At 68.5% G+C, this 13949-nt stretch carries 12 protein-coding genes and 2 tRNA genes; 8 read left to right on the top strand and 6 right to left on the bottom strand.

The genetic code is table 11. The annotated features are described in order from the left end of the window. The first annotated feature begins 200 nt into the window (after positions 1–200). Complete coding sequence (locus ACT3CF_RS10020) at positions 201–2882, top strand: valine--tRNA ligase (protein WP_478422354.1); 2682 nt, start codon at positions 201–203, stop codon at positions 2880–2882. Here the strand turns inward: ACT3CF_RS10020 and ACT3CF_RS10015 are convergent. Continuing rightward, positions 2879–3769, bottom strand: a complete 891-nt coding sequence (locus ACT3CF_RS10015) for a diacylglycerol/lipid kinase family protein (RefSeq protein WP_478422353.1) — start codon at positions 3767–3769, stop codon at positions 2879–2881. The genes ACT3CF_RS10020 and ACT3CF_RS10015 overlap by 4 nt on opposite strands. Positions 3770–3925: 156 nt before the next feature. On the opposite strand from ACT3CF_RS10015, the gene ACT3CF_RS10010 reads away from it, so the two are divergent. The 5 genes from ACT3CF_RS10010 to ACT3CF_RS09990 are packed head-to-tail and all read left to right on the top strand — an operon-like array spanning position 3926 to position 9341. Then, entirely contained in the window at positions 3926–4996 is a 1071-nt protein-coding gene (locus ACT3CF_RS10010; RefSeq protein ID WP_478422351.1) for a choice-of-anchor A family protein, read from the top strand. Positions 4997–5054: 58 nt separating this feature from the next. Continuing rightward, positions 5055–6041 (top strand): porphobilinogen synthase, encoded by a 987-nt coding sequence (hemB, locus tag ACT3CF_RS10005; protein WP_478422349.1) that lies wholly within the window; start codon positions 5055–5057, stop codon positions 6039–6041. Then, positions 6038–6562, top strand: a complete 525-nt coding sequence (locus ACT3CF_RS10000; protein ID WP_478422347.1) for a GNAT family N-acetyltransferase — start codon at positions 6038–6040, stop codon at positions 6560–6562. The genes hemB and ACT3CF_RS10000 overlap by 4 nt, the downstream gene beginning before the upstream one ends. Then, entirely contained in the window at positions 6559–7083 is a 525-nt protein-coding gene (locus ACT3CF_RS09995) for a GNAT family N-acetyltransferase (RefSeq protein WP_478422345.1), read from the top strand. The genes ACT3CF_RS10000 and ACT3CF_RS09995 overlap by 4 nt, the downstream gene beginning before the upstream one ends. Positions 7084–7109: 26 nt before the next feature. Beyond that, entirely contained in the window at positions 7110–9341 is a 2232-nt protein-coding gene (locus tag ACT3CF_RS09990) for a spermidine synthase (protein WP_478422343.1), read from the top strand. A gap of 8 nt (positions 9342–9349) precedes the next feature. On the opposite strand, the gene ACT3CF_RS09985 is transcribed toward ACT3CF_RS09990, so the two are convergent. Further along, positions 9350–9853 (bottom strand): hypothetical protein, encoded by a 504-nt coding sequence (locus tag ACT3CF_RS09985; RefSeq protein WP_478422342.1) that lies wholly within the window; start codon positions 9851–9853, stop codon positions 9350–9352. A gap of 83 nt (positions 9854–9936) precedes the next feature. Here ACT3CF_RS09985 and ACT3CF_RS09980 point away from each other — a divergent pair. Together ACT3CF_RS09980 and ACT3CF_RS09975 are read left to right on the top strand one after the other, a co-directional pair. Further along, positions 9937–10013, top strand: a tRNA-Arg gene (locus ACT3CF_RS09980). Between the two features lie 32 nt (positions 10014–10045). Beyond that, positions 10046–10122: transfer RNA gene (locus tag ACT3CF_RS09975), tRNA-Arg, on the top strand. A 56-nt stretch (positions 10123–10178) separates the two neighbouring features. Here the strand turns inward: ACT3CF_RS09975 and ACT3CF_RS09970 are convergent. From ACT3CF_RS09970 to ACT3CF_RS09955, 4 genes are all read right to left on the bottom strand, one after another. Then, complete coding sequence (locus tag ACT3CF_RS09970; protein ID WP_478422340.1) at positions 10179–10391, bottom strand: hypothetical protein; 213 nt, start codon at positions 10389–10391, stop codon at positions 10179–10181. A gap of 77 nt (positions 10392–10468) precedes the next feature. Beyond that, positions 10469–11710 (bottom strand): N-succinylarginine dihydrolase, encoded by a 1242-nt coding sequence (locus tag ACT3CF_RS09965; RefSeq protein ID WP_478422338.1) that lies wholly within the window; start codon positions 11708–11710, stop codon positions 10469–10471. Then, entirely contained in the window at positions 11710–12732 is a 1023-nt protein-coding gene (locus ACT3CF_RS09960; RefSeq protein WP_478422336.1) for an arginine N-succinyltransferase, read from the bottom strand. Before ACT3CF_RS09960 ends, ACT3CF_RS09965 begins: the two co-directional genes overlap by 1 nt. Beyond that, positions 12729–13937 carry a hydrolase gene (locus ACT3CF_RS09955; RefSeq protein WP_478422334.1) on the bottom strand — a complete coding sequence of 403 codons (1209 nt, stop codon included), beginning with the start codon at positions 13935–13937 and terminating at the stop codon, positions 12729–12731. Before ACT3CF_RS09955 ends, ACT3CF_RS09960 begins: the two co-directional genes overlap by 4 nt. Positions 13938–13949 lie beyond the last annotated feature (12 nt).

The following is a 13949-nucleotide window of genomic DNA, read 5'->3' as shown; positions in this document are numbered from 1 at the left end:
CGATGCGCCATGCCGCTGCGCCGTGCGGGCGCGGGGGCTTGCCATTTAGGATTTCGCCTGCTCCACTCTGCCGTCCCGGTCGCGTCCGCCGGGCGGCGCGGGGGCGGGCACATGGCGTTTTCCCGGAACTATTGGAACCTTTGGCGCGGGCGATGCGACGGGGGGTTTGGTTTCGCCCGCGTTCGCGCTAAGCGCGGCCGATGACCACCGAGCTTCCGAAGACTTTCGACCCCGCCGAAATCGAATCCCGCTGGTATGCCCATTGGGAAGGTGAGGGGCTGTTCCGTCCCGACCGTCCGGGCGCCGATCCGTGGACGATCGTCAACCCGCCCCCCAACGTGACGGGCAGCCTGCACATCGGCCACGCGCTCGACAACACGCTGCAGGACATTCTCGTCCGCCATGCCCGGCTGAAGGGCAAGGATGCGCGCTGGGTCGTCGGCACCGACCATGCCGGCATCGCGACGCAGATGGTGGTCGAGCGCCAGCTCAACGCGCGCCAGGACAAGCGCACCAACTACACGCGCGAACAGTTCGTCGACCTCGTCTGGAAGTGGAAGGCAGAGAGCGGCGGCGCGATCACCGGCCAGCTCCGCCGGCTCGGCTGTTCGATGGACTGGGCGAACGAACGCTTCACGATGGACGAGGGTTTCAGCAAGGCGGTGCTGAAGGTGTTCGTCCAGCTTTATCGCGAGGGGCTGCTCTATCGCGACAAGCGGCTGGTCAACTGGGATCCGGGCCTCGGCACGGCGATCTCGGACCTTGAGGTCGAAACCCGCGAGGTTCGCGGCAATTTCTGGCACCTGCGCTATCCGCTGGCCGACGGCTCGGGCTTCATCCAGGTCGCGACGACGCGCCCCGAAACGATGCTCGCCGACATGGCCGTCGCCGTGCATCCCGAGGATGAACGGTACAAGGCGCTGGTCGGCAAGCAGGTCCGGCTGCCGATCACCGGCCGCCTGATCCCGATCATTGCCGACGAACATGCCGATCCCGAACTGGGTTCGGGCGCGGTGAAGATCACGCCGGGCCATGATTTCAACGACTTCGAAGTGGGTGTCCGCGCCGGGTTCAAGGCGGCGGCGATGCTCAACATGCTCGATGCCAAGGCGGCGATCTGCCAGACGCAGGACGGGCTGGTCCCGGCCGAACTGATCGGGCTCGACCGGTTCGACGCGCGCAAGGCCATCGTCGCGCGGCTGAAGGAAGAGGGCTTCCTCGTGCCGTTCGTCGACAAGGACGGCAACGAGCACGATGCCGAGCCGCGCACGATCCAGACGCCGTTCGGCGACCGTTCGGGCCAGGTGATCGAGCCGTGGCTGACCGACCAATGGTATGTCGACGCCAAGACGCTGGCGCAGCCCGCGATCGAAGCGGTCCGCTCGGGCGCGACGAAGATCGTTCCGAAGAGCTGGGAAAAGACCTATTTCAACTGGATGGAAAACATCCAGCCCTGGTGCGTCAGCCGCCAGCTCTGGTGGGGCCACCGCATCCCGGCGTGGTTCGATGCCGACGGCAATGCCTATGTCGCCGAAACCGAGGAAGAGGCACAGGCACAGGCGGGCGAGGGCGTTGCGCTCACCCGCGATCCCGACGTGCTCGACACCTGGTTCTCCTCGGCGCTGTGGCCGTTCGCGACGCTCGGCTGGCCGGAGAATACCGACCCGACGCTGGGCGGCCGCTATCCCAACGACGTGCTGATCTCGGGCTTCGACATCCTGTTCTTCTGGGACGCGCGGATGCTGATGCAGGGTTTGCACTTCATGAAAGAAGTGCCGTTCAAGACGCTGTATCTCCACGGTCTTGTCCGCGCGGCGGACGGCCAGAAGATGTCGAAGTCCAAGGGCAATACGGTCGATCCGCTGGGGCTGATCGACAAGTACGGCGCCGATGCGCTGCGCTTCTTCATGGCGGCAATGGAAAGCCAGGGCCGCGACATCAAGATGGATGAGAAGCGGATCGAGGGCTATCGCAACTTCGCGACCAAGCTGTGGAACGCCGCGCGCTTCTGTCAGTCGAACGGCATCGCGGCGAGCCGTACCATTGAGGCGCCGTCTGCGGAGCTGGCCGTAAACCGCTGGATCATCGCGGAAACCGTTGCCACGGTGCAGGCGCTCGACCTCGCGCTCGCCGATCTGCGCTTCGACGAGGCGGCGAACACGATCTATCAGTTCGTGTGGAGCCGTTTCTGCGACTGGTATCTCGAACTCATCAAGCCGGTGCTCCAGGGCGAGGGCGTCGAGGGCGCCGACGAGACGCGCGCTGTCGCGGGCTGGGCGCTCGACCAGATCCTCGTCATGCTCCACCCGTTCATGCCCTTCATCACCGAAGAGCTGTGGTCGAAGATGGGGCCGCGCGACCATGACCTGATCGTCGCGCACTGGCCGATGGCCGACGCCCGCGCGCTCGACCCTGCGGCGGCGCAGGAGATCGACTGGCTGATCCGGCTGGTGAACGAGATCCGCGCGGCGCGCACCGAACTCAACGTGCCGCCGGGCGCGCGGCTGGCGCTGCACGTCCGTGATGCCTCGGCCGAGACGCTGGCGCGGCTGGGTCGGCAGGACGCGGCGCTGGCGCGGCTGGGCCGCGTCGACCAGGCACAGGGCGAGGCGCCGGCGGGCGGCGCGCTCCAGATCGTCGTCGACGAGGCGACCTTCGTGATGCCGCTGGGCGACGTCGTCGATCTCGAGGCCGAGCGCGCGCGGCTGACCAAGGCGATCGCCGCGGCGGCCAAGGAACGCGACAGCCTCGCCGGGCGGCTCGCCAACCCCAGCTTCGTCGAGCGGGCCAAGCCCGAGGCGGTCGAAAAGGCGCGCGCCGACCATGCCGAAAAGGCGGCGGAGGCCGACCGGCTGACCGCGGCGCTCGCCCGGCTGGGCTAATCGGTCCGGGCGGGGACCATCACCTCGATCACCCCGGCGGCGATGCTCGCGACCGCCGGGGTCCGGGCGAGGACCTCGCCGTCGATCGAGATCGGCAGCGGCGGTTCGGTGCGGATGCCGATGCGGGCGCCGCGAAAGTCGACGCTGTCGTCGTGGCGCGGCAAGCCGAGCACCGCCTTGGCCCAGTTGCCGATCAGCCGGCGGCGGACATGACCCTTCACGGCCTGGACGACGATCTGGCCGCTGTCGACGCGGGCCGAGTCGACCAGTTCGGTGCCGCCGTGAAAGGCGCCGTTGGCGATGCGGACCTCGACGACGCGCAGCCGGGTCTCGGCGCCGTCCTGGTCGATGATCAGGGTGAAGGGGCGGAAGCGCGCGAACTGGATCGCCGCCCAGGCGAGATAGCCCGCGCGGCCGAACCAGCGCTTGGCGGCGTGCGGCACCGTCTGCGCGATCCGCGGCGACAGGCCGATGGCGGCGGCGTTGGCGAAATAATCGTCGCCGATCCGCCCCAGGTCGATCCGCCGCGGCCGTCCGGCGAGGATTGTCTCGACCGCCCCGTCGACCTCGAGCGGGATGCCGAGCGAGCGGGCGAAGCTGTTGGCGGTGCCGAAGGGGAGCACGCCCAGCGCGACGTCATGGCCGACCATTTCGTCGACCAGCGCGCTGATCGTGCCGTCGCCGCCGCCCAGCGCGACGATGTCGGGCTTGCGCTGGAGGATCTGCCGCAGCCGCGGCGCGAGCGCGTCGGGGCTGTCCACCGCCTGGGCATCGACCGTGACGCCCCGGTCGGCAAAGGCGGCGCAGGCACGGCGAAACCAGCGGTCGCCGTTGCGCGACCGCGTGTTGACGAGCAGGGCGATCGATCGTTGCTGCCGGGGCTTCACCCATCCTCCATGGCTTGCGTGGACCGCGGGTAACGCCCCGGCCGCGCCAGACGATCCGCATCCCGGCACGGGACAGGCGTTAACCATAGGCTGACATTCTTCCGGAAGCGCAACAAGGCTATGCGCGATGACGAAGTGATCGAAAGGGAATGGAAAATGGCACGGGCGCGGATCGGGTGGACGCTGCCGGCGGCGGCGCTGCTGGCGACGATGGGCGTGGCGACGGCGGGAATCGCCCAGTCGGTTGCCGGCGTGTCGGTCGCGGGCATCGACGCGCTGCGCCAGTGGAACCTGGTCGTGCTGGGCGACCTCCAGTCCTCGTCCGAGGTTGAGGGGCGCACCTTTGTCGGCGGCAACCTGTCGGGCGGCTCGTCGAACTATCAGATCGCCGCACCGGCGCCGTCGCCGCTGGGCATCCCCGGTCTGACCGTCGTCGGCGACGTGACGGGCGGGATCAAGAACCTCAACAACGGATCGGGCGCGCTGATCGGCGGCAACGTCGCGAGCGGGTTCAACCTCAACGGCGCGACGCAGACGGTCAAGGTCGGCGGGTCGATCGCCAACACCAACGTCAACCAGAACAGCGTCACCTCCGGGCTGGGGACGAGCGATCCGGGCTTCGTCACCGGGCTCAACCAGCAGAAGAGCCTGCTGACGAGCAGCCTGACCGACCTGTCGCAGTCGCTGAAGGGACTGTCGGCGAACAGCGCGGTCACGATTTCGGGCAATCGCGCGACGTTCAACGCCGTTCCCGACGCCAAGGGCGTGGCGGTGTTCAACCTGACCGCCGACGACCTCAACCGCGTCGGCGAGATCCAGTTCAACCTCAACGGCGCCGACACCGCGGTGGTGAACGTCAGCGGCGCGAACGTGCGGCTCGACGACAATTTTCTGGGGGGAACGCAGGGACTGGGCGAGCATGTGATCTGGAACTTCCCCGACGCCAAGACGCTCGACGCGAGCACGGCGTGGGGCGGATCGGTGCTCGCGCCCGGCGCGGCGGCGACGACGCACAACTACATCCAGGGATCGGCGGTGTTCGGCAGCCTGGTGCAGGACGGCGAGTTCCACATGGGCACCTATAACGGCCAGTACACGCCGCCGACGCTGCCGCCCGGCGGCGGCACGACGCCGACGCCGGTGCCCGAGGAAAGCGTGGGGCTGTTCGCGCTGGGCGCGGCGGCGATCGCGCTGGCCCGGCTGCGGCGGCGCAAGGCGCGCGGCTGATGCGCGTCGCGTCGGCGGCGGGTTGCGCGGGCGCGCGCACGGGTCCACAAGCCCGGCCATGAGTCACTATCCTGCGCTCCGCATGCGCCGCACGCGCGCTGCCGCTTGGAGCCGTCGGCTTCATGCCGAGACGGTTCTTACCCCCGCCGACCTGATCTGGCCGCTGTTCGTCACCGAAGGCGCCGATGAGGAACCGGTTTCGTCGTTGCCGGGCGTTTCGCGCTGGTCGCTGCGGCGGCTGGTCGATCGCGCACGCGAGGCCGCCGACCTGGGCATTCCGTGCGTGGCGCTGTTCCCCAACACGCCCCACGGACTGCGCACCGACGACGGGCGCGAAGCGTTCAACCCGGACAATCTGATGTGCCGCGCGATCCGGGCGATCAAGGATGCGGTCCCCGATCTGGGCGTGCTGACCGACGTGGCGCTCGACCCCTATACCACCCATGGCCATGACGGCATCGTCGATGCGGCGGGCTATGTGCTCAACGACGCGACGGTGGAGGTGCTGACGCGCCAGGCGATCGTGCAGGCCGAGGCCGGATCGGACATCATCGCGCCGTCGGACATGATGGACGGCCGTGTCGGCGTGATCCGCGAGGCGCTGGAGGACGGCGGCCACCCCAACGTCCAGATCATGGCCTATGCCGCCAAATATGCGAGCGTCTTCTATGGGCCGTTCCGCGACGCGGTGAACACGCGCGGGCTGCTGAAGGGCGACAAGAAGACCTATCAGATGGACCCGGCCAACGCCGAGGAAGCGCTTCGCGAAGTGGCGCTCGACCTCGCCGAAGGCGCCGACAGCGTGATGGTGAAGCCGGGCCTGCCCTATCTCGATATCATCCTGCGTGTGAAGAACGAGTTCCAGGTGCCGGTGTTCGCGTACCAGGTCTCGGGCGAATATGCGATGATCGAGGCCGCCGCGGCGGTTGGCGCGTGCGATCGCGAGGGGCTGGTGATGGAAACGCTGATGGCGTTCAAGCGCGCAGGCGCTTCGGGCGTTCTCACTTACCACGCGCCGGTTGCTGCACGGCTGCTGGCGAAGTGATCGAGACCGCGCGGCTCATCCTGCGGGTACCCGAGCCGCGCGACCTCGACGCGCTCCACGCGATGTGGAGCGATGCCGATGCGATGCGCAACCTTGGCCCCTCCAAGGGGCGCAAGGGGAGCGAGGCGACGCTGAACCGGCACCTCGGCTATCGCGCGAGCGACGGGCTGGGCTTCTGGGTCGCGGAGCGCCGCGACGACGGCACGCTGGCGGGCTTCTGCGGATTGAAGCCCGGCGCGCCGAACACGCCGATTGCAGGCGAGCTTGAGATCGGCTGGATGTTCGTTCGCGCGGTCTGGGGCCAGGGCTATGCCCGCGAGGCGGCCGAGGCGAGCCTGGCATGGGGATGGCAGCACCGGCCCGAGTCGCGGATCGTCGCGATCACCGCGATCGTCAACGAGCCCAGCCGTCGCCTGATGACCCGGCTGGGCATGACGGCCTTTGCCGAGTTCATGCACCCGGTATTCGATCCGGCGGACCGGTTGGCACCGACCGTCGCCTATGCGATCGACCGGCCGTGATCGAAACCGAACGACTGACCCTGCGCGGCTGGCGCGACGGCGACCGCGATCCGTTTCATGCGATGTGCAACGATCCGGACGTGATGGCGTATCTGGGGCCGCCGCTGAGCCGCGCCGAAAGCGATGCCGCGATCGATCGGCAACAGACCCTGCTGGCGACGACCGGCTATTGCTTCTGGGCCGTCGAGCGTGCGGCTGATCGAGCCTTTCTGGGCTTTTGCGGGTTGAAGCCGGGCGCCGCCGGGACGCCGATCGAGAATGAGATCGAGATCGGCTGGCGGCTTGCCGCGCCCCATTGGGGGCAGGGCTATGCCCGCGAGGCGGCAGCGGCGACGCTTGCATGGGCGTGGCGCACGCTCGACGTGCCGCAGGTCGTCGCGATCACCGTTCCGGCCAACCGGCGGAGCTGGGGGCTGATGGAGCGACTGGGGATGGTGCGCGTGGCCGATGGCGCGTTCGACCATCCTGCGGCGACCCCGGCGCTGCGAAGCCACATCACCTATCGCATCGCCCGCCCGTGAGCGCTGCGCCGCGGGCAGGGGACGACATGCCGGCGGCGGTGCGGCCGTGGGCAGTCGATACGTTGTTCGTGGCTACGATCCTGGCCGGATCCTTCATGCTGTTCCTGATCCAGCCGATGGTGGCGCGGATGGCGCTGCCGCGGCTGGGCGGCGCGCCGGCGGTGTGGAACTCGGCGATGCTCGTCTACCAGGCGTTGCTGCTCGGCGGCTATGGCTATGCCCACGCCGTTGCCGCGCAGCCGCTGCGGCGGCAGGCCGTCATCCATCTGGTGCTGCTCGCGCTCGCCGCGTTGTGGCTGCCGATCGGGCTTGCCCGGTTCGAGTTGCCGCCGGGCGCCGAGCCGGCATTGTGGACGCCGTGGCTACTGGTCGCGTCGATCGGGCCGCTGTTCTTCGCGATTTCGGCGCAGGCGCCGCTGCTTCAGCGCTGGTACGTCGCCGCAGCGGCGGGGCGCGATCCGTATCGCCTCTATGTCGCTTCGAACATCGGCAGCCTGGGCGGGTTGCTTGTCTATCCGCTGGTCGTCGAGCCGTTGTTGAGCCTGAAGGGGCAGAGCCTTTCGTGGAGCATCGGCTATGGGTTCGTGGCGCTGCTGGTGGTCGCTGCCGCGCTCTGTCTGCCGCGCGGGAGCGGGACAGCGGTGCCGCACGACCGGGCGCGCGTCGCAGCCGGGGCCATCCCGCGCGGGCGCTGGCTGCATTGGGTGGTGCTTGCGCTCGTGCCTTCGGGGCTGATGCTGGCGACGACCACGCACCTCACCACCGACATCGTCGCGATGCCGCTGCTCTGGGTGTTGCCGCTTGCGCTCTACCTGTTGAGCTTTTCGGTGGCGTTTCGCGAATCGCCGCTGCTCGATGAACTGATCGCCAAGCTGTTGCCCGTGCTGTTGCTGCTGTTCGGCGCAACGAGCGTGGCGGGAAACCAGCGCTTTGCGATCGCCAACGCGGTGATCGGGCTGGCGTTGCTGTTCGTCGTTGCGGTGGCGTTGCACCATCGCCTCCATGCGTTGCGGCCGCCGCCCGCCGGGCTGACGGGCTTTTACCTCGCGATGGCGTTCGGCGGCGCGTCGGGCGGCGTGCTGACCGCGCTCGTCGCGCCGATCCTGTTCGACTGGACCTATGAATATCCGCTGTTGCTGATCGCGGCAGCGGCATTGACGCCGCAGACGTACCTGTTCGCGCTGACCGCGCGGTTCTGGGCACGCGGGCGTCGCGCCAAGGCGATCGGCCTCGGCGCGGCGATCGTCGCCATCCTCGCCGCCGGGATCGCGGGCGGCGGCCGCGGCGATGGCGAGACGCTGCAGTTCGCTTTCCTGGGCGTGGCGGTGCTGGGCATCGTGGCGGCGGGGAACCGCACGCTCTTCCTTGTCGCGCTGACGGCGGCGCTGCTGCTTTATGGCGGTTGGCAGGCGATCAGCGTGTCGTTCGCGGGCAACCGGGTGCGAAGCTATTTCGGCGTCTACACAATCAACGCGCTGCCCGATCAGACGCGGCTGGCCCATGGCACGACGCTGCACGGCGTGCAGCTCCGCGGCGCCGATGCGCGCCTTCCCACCACCTATTATGCTCCGGGATCGGGCGTCGCCGCCGCGATGGCGGCGCTGCCGCGGCTTTATGGACCGCACGCGCGCGTGGGCGTGGTGGGGCTGGGGACCGGCACGCTCGCCTGTTATGCGCAGCCCGGCCAGTCGTGGCGCTTCTATGAGATCGATCCGGCGATCGTTCTGCTGGCGCGCGATTCGGGTCGCTTCACCTTCCTGCGCGACTGTGCGCCCAACGCGGCAATCGAATTGGGCGATGCGCGATTGCGCCTGTCGCAGGCACCCGACGCCAGCCTCGACCTGCTCGTGCTCGACGCCTTTTCCTCGGATTCGGTGCCGATGCACCTGATGACCACGCAGGCCTTTGCCACCTATGGCCGGGTGCTCGCGCCGGGCGGGCTGCTGCTCGTCCACGTATCCAATCGCTTCCTGCGGCTCGAGCCGGTTGTCGCAGCGGCCGCCGCCGAACAGGGATGGACCGGGCTTCGCCGGCTCTATGTGCCCGACGCGGCCGCGCAGGCGCGCGAGGCGAGCGTGTCGGACTGGATCGCGCTTTCGAGCCAAAAGGACAAGGTCGAGGCAATGGCGGGCGATGACCCGCGTTGGCGGCCGCTGTTGCGCGAGCCGGGGATCGATGCCTGGCGTGACGACTATGGGTCGGTGCTGCCCGTGCTGCGGCTCGACCAGACCAAGGACGAGCCGCAGGCGAACCGCTGACCGCCGCGCTATTCGCGGGCGGCGAGCGCGGTTTCGAGCGCGTGAATGCGCTGCGCCTGATCGGCAGTCAGCGTGCGCGCCTGTTGAATCGCTCGGTCGAGTTGCGGGTAGGGCGGCTTACCCGCTTCGCCGCGTGCGATCGCCAGCGATTCGAGCTGCTGGAGCGCGAGCAGCGACGGCGCGGCAAGCGACTGCAGCGTACTAAGCCCGGTCTGGGCATCGAGCCAGGCGTCGCTGCCCTCGCGAACCCCGCGGGCGACGGCGACCCGCGCTTCGGCGTCCTGGGCAGCGCGTGCGAACCGGCCGGCGGCGGCGGCGAGTGCCTGCTGCTGCGCTGCGATCTGCTTGTCGAGCGCAGGATCGGCGACGGGTTCCGCCGCTTGCCCCGGGGGCGAGGCGGGTTCGGCAAAGGCCGCACTTTCCGCCGGCCGCGGTAGCAGCGACGGATAGGAGCCGGGCGTTTCGGCGCACGCCGCAAGGGCGAGGGCGGACAAAAGGGCGAAGCGGCGCATGGCCATGCTCTATGCGCGTGAAAAAAGTGACGCAACGGGGTTGCATCATTCTGATTCGCCGCATATCAGCGCCGCTCCACAGCGCGCCCGTAGCTCAGCTGGATAGAGCATCAGACTACGAATCTGAGGGTCGGACGTTCGAATCGTTCCGGGCGCGCCAAATTACATCGCAGGGTTCTTGCCCTGCTCTGCGCGCCCGTAGCTCAGCTGGATAGAGCATCAGACTACGAATCTGAGGGTCGGACGTTCGAATCGTTCCGGGCGCGCCATTTCTTCCATCATCGTCGGTTGGGTTGACAGGCGGCGCCACCGTGGCGGCCTGTGGTCAGTCCTCGTGTTCGAGGCTGTCGAGGATGCGGCCGCCCGCCATGAACACCGCGATCGGGCACACCGAAAAGAGCAGCCAGCCGCCCCAGCCGGGATATTGGTGGAGATAATGGACGCCGCGCTCCACGGCACCCGTGCCGAGGCCGTAGATGACGAGGAACGCCTCGAACTTCGACTTGATCGTGAACAGGCTGCGTATCCGGTCGAACATGCCGGAAATGCAAGCAAGCCACGGGCCAACCGCGGAAATCCGGGATTTCCGCGGCGGCTCATATGGTAAATTGTAAATTAACCCGACAGGCCGAGCGCATCGAGCAGCGTCGCACGCGCATGCTCGATCTTTCCGATCAACGCCGGATCGCCGATTGCATCGGGCGCGATCCGATCGGGCCAATGCGCTTCGATCACCTCGGCGATGCGGTCGAGCCGTTGCGCATCGACCAGAAAGCGCGGGTCGATCGTCGCGGGATCGGCGACCACGCGCAGGCGGAGACAGGCGGGGCCGCCGCCATTTGCCATCGATTCGCGGACGTCGACCACTTCGACGCGTCGGATCGGGCCGTTGCCCGCGAGATGATCGGTCAGCCATGCCCAGACGCTGGGCGTCTCGCGCGCTTCGGCGGGGACGATGAGTGCCGATTCGCCCGACGGGAGCGTCACGAGTTGGGCATTGAATAGGTACGATGCGATCGCGTCCTGAAGGCTGACCGAGGCGGCGGGAACCTCGACGATCTCGACCTCGGGGAGCATGGCGCGCAGCGCGTCGTAGAAGCCATCGCGATCGGCAAAGGCCTGCTCATGGGCAAAGAGGACCGTGCCGTTGGCAACCGCCACGACGTCGTTGTGGAAGGCGCCGGCAGCGATGGCCGCGTCTGACTGGCGGACGAACAGCGTTCGTTCGGGATCGAGCCCGTGACGGCGTGCGATCGCCTGCGACGCTTCAAGATGCTGGCGGGCGGGGAAAGGGCCGCCGGCGACGCCATAGACAAAGATCTCGACGCCCGGCGCATCATGGCCGGTGGCGAGCCGCATATGGTTTGCCGCGCCCTCGTCGCCGAAAGGAGCCGGGATCGGTGGATGCACGACGAATGCCGGATCGGCAAAGGCGAGTTGAAGCTGGCGCAGCGTTTCGGCCCATTCGTGGCTGCGGTGCGGCATCGTGACGAGGTTGGCGACCGTCAGATGGCAACGGCCGTCGGCGGTGTCGGGCGCGGGCGAGACGGTGGCCGCGTTCGCCGCCCACATGCTCGACGCCGACAATGCCTGGGCCTGGAGGTGGCGCGGTGCCGCTTGATAGTTGACCCCAAGCTGCGCAAGCCAGCCGTGATCGGGGCGGGGATGCGGCAGCAGGATGCCCTGGGTGAGCCCGAGCGCGAGGTTCGCGCGCATCTTGGCGATCCCTTCGAGCGCCGCGGCGCGGGGCGACGAGGCGCGCCCTGCGTTACGTGTCGCGGCCAGATTGCCGGGACTGAGCCCGGCATAATTGTGGCTGGGCCCGACGATGCCGTCGAAGTTGATCTCGCGCAGCATCAGCGGGCCACGTGGACGATTTCGTCGCCGACACCGATTGCGAGAGCAGCGGCGCAGTTCGCGTCGATCGCCACCCCGTCGCCCTCCGCCGCAGCGACCCTGCCGAAAGCCACGCGGAAGTCGGCAAGGCGGCCGGTCGCGACGAGCGACGGCGTGCCATCGCGACTGTCCTCTGCGATCGCCACGAGGGGCGCCGCCCGGGCCTCGCGCACCGTGCGCACTTGATCGGTTCGCGCCGTCATGGTCGGTCCGCCGTCGAAGATGTCGATATAGTTTTCGAAGGCGAACCCCTCATTTTCGAGCATCCGCATCGCTGCCCGGCCATTCGGATGGGGCAGGCCGATCACCGCGCGTGCGGATTCGGAGAGCATCGCGGTGTAGATCGGATGCTTGGGCATCAGATCGGCGATGAACTGGTTGCCGTGCGTGGCGTTGAACGAGTCTGCATCCTGGAAATTCATGCCGAAGAATCGGCCCGCAACACCGTCCCAGAAGGGCGATCCGCCCGCCTCGTCGATCACGCCGCGCAGTTCGGCGAGCACCCGGTCGGCGAAACGGGCGCGGTGGCGTGCGATGAACAGATAGCGGCTGCGCGCGAGCAGCATGCCGAGCCCGCCGGCGCGCTCACCCGGATGAAGGAACAGTCCCCCGACTTCGGAACTGCCCTCGAGGTCGTTGACGAGGTTGAGGATTTCCGAGCGGAAGGTGCGGTTGAGCTCGCGACTATATTTGGTGAGCGTGCCGAGGCGATAGCTGTAGAAGGGCCAGATCTGGCCGACATGCGTGAAAATCTGACAGGTGCCGCGTACCTCGCCCGTTTCGACATTTTCGAGCACGAGCACGAACAGGTCGTCGACGAGGCCGACTTCCTCCCGCGCGAAGGCGGCATGGCTGCGCGCCAGCTTGGCACGCAGCGCGTCGCGCTCCGGCGGCAGGTTGGTGAAGCCCCCGCCGGTGAGCTTCGCCATTTCGTAGAGCGCCTGAAGATCTTCATCGCGTGCGGCACGGATGCGGAAGGTCACGCGCGACCTCCCTCGGCCAGACGCAGGATGCTGAGCGCCGACAAGGCGGCGCGCTCGGACAGCGATTCGGTGATCAGAAATTCCTCCCCTGAATGAATGGCGCCACCACGCGGGCCCATCGTGTCGACCACGGGCACGCCGCAGGCTGCGATATTGTTGCCGTCGCAAACGCCGCCCGTCGCCCGCCAGGCGAGCGAGAGCCCGAGATCGGCCCCGGCATCGCGGACCAGCGCGAACAGCGCCTCTGCGGCATCGTCGAGCGGTTTGGGCGGGCGGTTGAAGCCCCCATGTCGCTCGATCCGCACCTGGTGCGCCGTTTCGACCGCGCGGATCGCGGCATCGATCGCGATATCGGCCTCGGCCGCCGCTCCCGCATCGGCGGGCCGGAAGTTGACGCGCAGGACCGCGCGGTCCGGCACGACATTGTTGGGGCCGCCGCCGTCGATGCGTGCCGGGTTCACCGAAAGCCCCGCGCGCCGCACTGCGGCCAGCCGCAGCGCCAGATCGGCCGCCGCGACGACGGCGTTGCGACCATCCTCGGGGTTGCGCCCGGCATGCGCGCTCCGCCCGTGGACGAACAGCGAGAAATTGCCCGATCCGCTGCGCGCGCCGGCAAGCGTGCCGTCGGGAAGCGCGGGTTCATAGGTGAAGGCGGCGCGACGTCCCCGGGCCGCCGCGGCGATCAACCCGCGCGAGGAGAGCGAGCCGGTTTCCTCGTCCGAGTTGACGATGACCTGGTAGCCGATCGCGCCTGCCGCCGGGCTGTGTTCGAGCGCGCGGAGCGCCGCGAGCATCACCGCGAGCCCGCCCTTCATGTCGGCGGCGCCGGGGGCGTTGAGCGAGCCGTCGGCGTTCCAGCGCTCGGTCTGGAACGGGTGATCGACACCGAACACGGTGTCCATATGGCCCGTGAACAGCAATTGCAGCGGCGCATCCGGCCGAACCGTCACGCGCAGATGGCGCCCGTGGTCGAGGGCGATGCGCGACCCGTCGGCTGCCATGGCATCGACGGGTTCGGGATCGATCAGTTCGACATCGCCCGGCAGCGCCGCGAACGCATGGGCAAGCGTGTCGCCCATGATCGCCAGTCCGGCGAGATTGCGCGTGCCGCTGTTGATCGCCACCCAGGCGCGCGTCCAGTCGAGCATCGGCGCCGCCTGCGCCCGGGCGATGACCGCCTCTTCTGCCTTTGAAACTCCCCTCATGCCACGCTGGTA

The organism is Sphingomonas chlorellae (genome assembly GCF_056485145.1).
This window is presented reverse-complemented; position numbering and strand designations above follow the sequence as displayed.

Excerpts from the sequence above, each read along its gene's own strand:
- ACT3CF_RS10020 (WP_478422354.1), top strand. The coding sequence starts at position 201 with ATGACCACCGAGCTTCCGAAGACTTTCGACCCCGCCGAAATCGAATCC.
- ACT3CF_RS10010 (WP_478422351.1), top strand. The coding sequence starts at position 3,926 with ATGGCACGGGCGCGGATCGGGTGGACGCTGCCGGCGGCGGCGCTGCTG.
- hemB (WP_478422349.1), top strand. The coding sequence starts at position 5,055 with ATGAGTCACTATCCTGCGCTCCGCATGCGCCGCACGCGCGCTGCCGCT.
- ACT3CF_RS09990 (WP_478422343.1), top strand. The coding sequence starts at position 7,110 with ATGCCGGCGGCGGTGCGGCCGTGGGCAGTCGATACGTTGTTCGTGGCT.
- ACT3CF_RS09985 (WP_478422342.1), bottom strand. The coding sequence starts at position 9,853 with ATGCGCCGCTTCGCCCTTTTGTCCGCCCTCGCCCTTGCGGCGTGCGCC.
- ACT3CF_RS09970 (WP_478422340.1), bottom strand. The coding sequence starts at position 10,391 with ATGTTCGACCGGATACGCAGCCTGTTCACGATCAAGTCGAAGTTCGAG.
- ACT3CF_RS09965 (WP_478422338.1), bottom strand. The coding sequence starts at position 11,710 with ATGCTGCGCGAGATCAACTTCGACGGCATCGTCGGGCCCAGCCACAAT.
- ACT3CF_RS09955 (WP_478422334.1), bottom strand. The coding sequence starts at position 13,937 with ATGAGGGGAGTTTCAAAGGCAGAAGAGGCGGTCATCGCCCGGGCGCAG.